Source organism: Homoserinimonas sp., from assembly GCF_056262345.1.
In genome coordinates this window covers 1-4,803 of sequence record NZ_JBACFR010000219.1, presented here as the reverse complement: position 1 = coordinate 4,803, position 4,803 = coordinate 1, and the positions used below count along the sequence as shown (strand labels likewise).

The window sequence follows — 4,803 nt, the reverse complement described above, 5'->3', positions numbered from 1 at the left end:
GTGTGGGTATCTGAGCGATCACTTATCGTGGCGGGTCACCGGCTCCCTCATCTGCGGCAGGTCACCCTCGCGGTTGGTCAGGCTGAGACGGCCCTCTCGGCTGCGGTTGATTTCCCCGTCTCCGTGATCGGTGTCATTGCCGTGGTCGAACCAGAAAGCATCACTGTTACAGGTCGACCTCGCGATGTGGATGTGGTTGCGTCGTCGCAGCTCACTCGATGGATTTCGCGCAGACCCGTGATTCTCGGACCCCTCCAGATCCGCATGATGGTCGACGCGGCAACCACTGAGTCAACCTGGCAAGCCCACCCATTTTCGTCGCCAGAGAGCGTGGCGTTGGTCGAATCGTTCGAGTCCATTCGGCGTGAACTCGTCGCCGCGAGGATGGTGCGCAGAATGTGGGCGGCAGGCGGTGCCGTCGCGCTCGCCGGTGGTGCGGTGTCCCTCGCGGTTGCCATCATCATGGGCAACTGACCGCCCGCATATTTCGTGGGCGCTGCGTCGGTGCGGTATTCCGTGTGAGTTAGCTCAATGCGCAGGTGGCGTCGAGGCTGCCTGCCTATCGTTCCCCCATGAAGTACGGAACTCTCAACGGCAAACGGGTTGCCTTTCTTGTCACCGACGGAGTGGAGCAGGGCGAGCTGACGAGCGCGTGGGATGCCGTGGAGAAGGCGGGGGCAACCCCCGTGCTTGTTTCTCCGGCCGTCGCCACAGTGCAGGCGTTCAACGACACTGAGCCGGGCGATACGTTCGCCGTTGACGCCATCCCGCGGGCCATTGATGCGCACGAGTTCGCAGCTCTCGTTCTGCCGGGCGGTGTAGTCAATGCAGATCAGCTCAGGCGGCACGCGGAATCGGTCGATCTCGTCACGCGCTTCTTCGATCAGGGCAAGACCATTGCAGCAATCGGCCATGCGCCCTGGATGCTCGTTGAAGCCGGGGTGCTGCCGGGGCGCGTCGTCACGTCGTACCCGTCGCTACGCACTGACCTCATCAACGCGGGAGCTGAGTGGGTCGACAAGCAGATCGTTGTCGATAGTGGTCTTGTGACGAGCAGAACGCCCGATGACCTGCCAGCCTTCACCGCAAAATTCATCGAGGAGATCGCGATAGTGTCTCGCGGTCGCTAGAGGGACTCGCGCGGATTTGGTTCGTTAGCGCGGGTGCAGGGAGCCCGCCGCGGTAAGCCGGTCGGGCAGAACCTTCGTCAGCGCCACAACCATGCGGTATCGCATCGACGGGATAACGACGGCACGGCCGTGATCGGCTGCCCTCAGGGTCGACCGCACGACAAGGGGCGGGTCGAGCCACAGCACGCGGGGAATCGTATCGGTGCGCACCCGCATCCTGTCGTGGAACTCCGTGTGCACGAACCCGGGCACCACGGCGGTCACCGTCACTCCGTCGCGGCGGTATTCAAGGTTCGCCCACCGGCTAAAGCTCAGCACCCAGGCCTTGGCGGCGCCGTAGCTGCCGCGCGGTGTGTAGGCCGCCACGCTCGAGACGTTAATGATGGTGCCCGATCCACGGGCCCGCATGGGGCCGAGCGCGGCGTGCATCAACCGCATCGGAGCGGCCACGAGAACGGCGAGGTGCTGTGCCTCTTTTTCGACGGGGTTTTCGTGAAATGGTGCTTTAAGCCCGTATCCCGCGTTGTTGACGAGGGTGGTAACCGGCCTCGTAGCATCCGCGAGGCGGGCCTCAACGATGGCGAGGTCGTGCGGGTTGCCCAGGTCGGCGGCGATCACTTCGATCGACACACCGTGACGCGAGGCGAGATCGCGAGCCGTTGCCTCAAGGCGCTCTGGAGTGCGGGCAACCAGAATGAGATCGTTACCCCGCGCAGCGAGCTGCTCTGCAAACTCTTGCCCGAGGCCCGCCGTCGCGCCCGTGATCAGGGCTCGGCCATGGATGTGAGTGAGCGCGTCGGTCATGCTGCCTTACGCTACTCGACCCAGCAGTGAGCGATGAGGGTAGAGGCCTGTCGCTCGTGCCGGTGCGGCGTGGAGCTACTACGCTTCGCATCATGCTTCTCACACGGCCGTCGGGCCGCGCCATCCTGGCGTTCGCGCCCTATGGGCTTGTTTCGCTCGTACATCTCAGCGCTCTCATCCTGGGTGCGAGCCAAGTAGGCGTGGTCACCAAGATCATGCTCATGCCCGCCCTCGCCCTGGCGCTGCTGATTCTGCTTCCCGCACGGCGCAGCATCGTCGGGTACCTGTTGCTCACCGCCCTCGTTCTCTCCTGGGGCGGAGACTTCGCTCTGGTGATCCCGGGTGAGCTCATGTTCCTGCTCGGGCTCATCTTTTTTCTCGCGGCTCATGTGGTCTACATCGTCGCCATCTCGTCCTCTCTGCGGGTGCGAAGGATTCCCTTTGTCGCGTTGGCCTATGCCGGCTGGTGGATCGCATTGGTTGCTCTGCTAGCTCCCAACGTTGGCTGGCTCGTATGGCCGCTCGCCATTTACGGTCTTGTCCTCGGGGGCATGGCATCCGTGGCGTTGGGGTCGCATCCGGCGGTCGCCTGTGGCGCCTTTCTCTTTGTCGTCTCCGACACAGTGCTCGCCCTCAATCGATTTATGCCGAGCATCGAGCTGCCTTTTCCCAACATTGTGATCATGGCGACATACATCCTCGCGCAGGGGTTCATCGTTGCCGGGGCGCTCATTGTGCTCAAGCGCGGGGTGCCCTCCGCATGGGGATCGCGGCGCAGGGAGAGAGTGCTAAACTCTTGAGGTTGCCGTCAAACGGCCGCGGATAAAGAGAGCTGGCACGCACTGTGACCGGCACCGCGCAACGAGAGAAAGGGGATCCCATCTATGGCACTCGAAGCAGACGTCAAGAAGGCGATCATCGAAGAGTACGCAACCCACCCAGGTGACACGGGTTCCCCCGAGGTTCAGATCGCGATGCTGACGCGTCGTATCAAGGACCTCACGGAGCACCTCAAGGAGCACAAGCACGACCACCACTCGCGTCGTGGCCTCCTTCTCCTGGTCGGCCAGCGCCGTCGACTGCTCGGCTACCTGCAGGATGTTGACATCAACCGCTACCGCTCGCTGATTGAGCGCCTCGGTCTCCGTCGCTAACCTCGGGAGTCGTCGTCAGATCTCCTCACTGAGGAGTCTTTGCTGACACCGCGATCTTCTTCACTGGGCCGTCACCTTAGGGTGGCGGCCCTTTGTGTTTATACGGGCCGCGAGCGGGGTCATCGGCGGAAGACCCAGCAACGAGAAGGTAGCGTTGTTAGGTGCACGATACAGTCGCCCCCCAGTCCGCCGCTCCACTCGTTATGTCCCTCCTGGCCTCCGTGCCCGACTTCCCCGAGCCGGGGGTGCTGTTTCGCGACCTGACGCCCGTCCTGGCCGACGCGCACGGATTTCGTGCGGTGATTGACGAGCTCGGGGATGCTTTCGCTGGGCGGTTCGACGCGGTAGCTGGAGTCGAAGCTCGCGGTTTCATGCTCGCCTCCGCCGTCGCTTACCGCGCAGGCGTCGGCGTTATCGCCGTGCGCAAGGCGGGCAAGCTACCCGGTCGAGTTATCACCGAGCACTACTCGCTCGAGTATGGGGAGGCCGCTCTCGAGGTCGAACCCGACCACATCGCCGGTGGTCAGCGCGTTCTTATTCTCGACGACGTGCTCGCAACGGGCGGCAGCGTCGCAGCCACGACTGCCCTGCTGCAGCGTGCGGGCTGCACGGTTACCGGTGCCGGTGTCGTGCTCGAGCTCAATGGTCTCGGCGGGCGCACGCGTCTTGCGGACCTCGACCTGCACGCGATCGTCACGCTCTAGAGCGCGCTTCGAGTTCAGCTAGCTTCGGGCTCAGCTAACGCCGGGGAGGCTGCGGTTCCCCCTGCACGAGGCTAATCAGTCGTCGCCAGTCGTCGGTGAGATGGTCCTCTGGCAGCACCGCTCGACGCTGGTTGCAGGCGACGTTGTAGACGAAACGGTCCGGCTGCGGGGCGCTGTCGGGAGAATCCCAGGGCAGGGAGTCGACGAGCTTGCGCCAGTCTGCGGCATCAGGCAGGTCATCGATGTCGACGGTCCAGGTGCGGGTAATTCCGGCAAAACCGCCGTGGCGCGTCACGGTCACCTTCATCGTCACCCTCCTGGTTCGTCGCGTCAGAGCACCCCCACACTCTGCCATGCAGACTCGACCGCCGCCTGTTCGCGTGAACCGCTGCCAAAGCGCGTGCCAGCCGCTGTGACGGTGGAGGTGGCGAAGCGAGCAAACGTCGCCGTCTTCGGCAGACCGCTCGTAAGGGCGTCGAACCAGATGACGCCTGCACGCTCCCAGGAGAAGCCGCCGAGATCGCGTGAGAGCAGGGCGAAGGCTCGGTTGGGGATGCCTGAATTTAGGTGAACTCCACCGTTGTCGGCGTCCGTCTCGACAAAGTCCCTCATGTGCGCTGGCTGGGGGTCTTTGCCGATCACGTCGTCGTCATAGGCCGTTCCCGGGTTGAGCATGTTGCGCAGCCCCTCGCCCTGGACGCGGTCGGTAAAGAGCTCGGCGCCGATGATCCAGCTGGCGTCGTCGGCGGTGTGGCGCAGGGTGTGCTGTTCGACCATGGCGCCGATGGCATCCGCAATTGACTCGGCGAGCGCCCCCGATTGTGCCTGGTACGCGAGCCCCGCTGTTGTCTCGATCACGCCGTGGGCGAGTTCGTGACCGATAACGCTGAGGGAGGCAGTGAACCGCCCGAAGACCTCCCCGTCGCCGTCGCCGAACACCATGCGGCTTCCGTCCCAGAATGCATTGTCATAGCGGTTGCCGTAGTGAACTGTGGCATCCAGTCGCGCGTT

7 protein-coding genes and 1 pseudogene are annotated in these 4,803 nt (G+C 63.9%); 5 read left to right on the top strand and 3 right to left on the bottom strand.

Annotated features, from left to right (window positions below; genetic code table 11):
* Together AC062T_RS10575 and AC062T_RS10570 are read left to right on the top strand one after the other, a co-directional pair.
* Positions 1 to 474: pseudogene (locus tag AC062T_RS10575) on the top strand (hypothetical protein); the annotation flags it as partial.
* Positions 475 to 572: 98 nt separating this feature from the next.
* On the top strand, positions 573 to 1,130 hold the full coding sequence (locus AC062T_RS10570; protein ID WP_476029840.1) for a type 1 glutamine amidotransferase domain-containing protein: 558 nt from the start codon (positions 573 to 575) through the stop codon (positions 1,128 to 1,130).
* 24 nt (positions 1,131 to 1,154) lie between these two features.
* Here AC062T_RS10570 and AC062T_RS10565 read toward each other — a convergent pair whose 3' ends face one another.
* The gene (locus AC062T_RS10565; RefSeq protein WP_476029838.1) at positions 1,155 to 1,934 is read right to left on the bottom strand and encodes an SDR family NAD(P)-dependent oxidoreductase; all 780 of its coding nucleotides are present in this window, start codon (positions 1,932 to 1,934) and stop codon (positions 1,155 to 1,157) included.
* A 92-nt stretch (positions 1,935 to 2,026) separates the two neighbouring features.
* Here AC062T_RS10565 and AC062T_RS10560 point away from each other — a divergent pair, with 92 nt between their 5' ends.
* From AC062T_RS10560 to AC062T_RS10550, 3 genes are all read left to right on the top strand, one after another.
* Positions 2,027 to 2,734 (top strand): lysoplasmalogenase, encoded by a 708-nt coding sequence (locus tag AC062T_RS10560; RefSeq protein WP_476029836.1) that lies wholly within the window; start codon positions 2,027 to 2,029, stop codon positions 2,732 to 2,734.
* An 84-nt stretch (positions 2,735 to 2,818) separates the two neighbouring features.
* A complete protein-coding gene (gene rpsO / locus AC062T_RS10555; protein WP_108515845.1) occupies positions 2,819 to 3,088 on the top strand; it encodes a 30S ribosomal protein S15 in 270 nt (89 codons plus the stop codon).
* A 203-nt stretch (positions 3,089 to 3,291) separates the two neighbouring features.
* Positions 3,292 to 3,792 (top strand): adenine phosphoribosyltransferase, encoded by a 501-nt coding sequence (locus tag AC062T_RS10550; RefSeq protein ID WP_476029842.1) that lies wholly within the window; start codon positions 3,292 to 3,294, stop codon positions 3,790 to 3,792.
* 34 nt (positions 3,793 to 3,826) lie between these two features.
* Here the strand turns inward: AC062T_RS10550 and AC062T_RS10545 are convergent, their stop codons facing one another.
* Together AC062T_RS10545 and AC062T_RS10540 are read right to left on the bottom strand one after the other, a co-directional pair.
* A complete protein-coding gene (locus AC062T_RS10545) occupies positions 3,827 to 4,099 on the bottom strand; it encodes a protealysin inhibitor emfourin (RefSeq protein WP_476029834.1) in 273 nt (90 codons plus the stop codon).
* Between the two features lie 23 nt (positions 4,100 to 4,122).
* A partial coding sequence (locus tag AC062T_RS10540) for a M4 family metallopeptidase (protein ID WP_476029832.1) occupies positions 4,123 to 4,803 on the bottom strand: 681 nt, incomplete at its 5' end.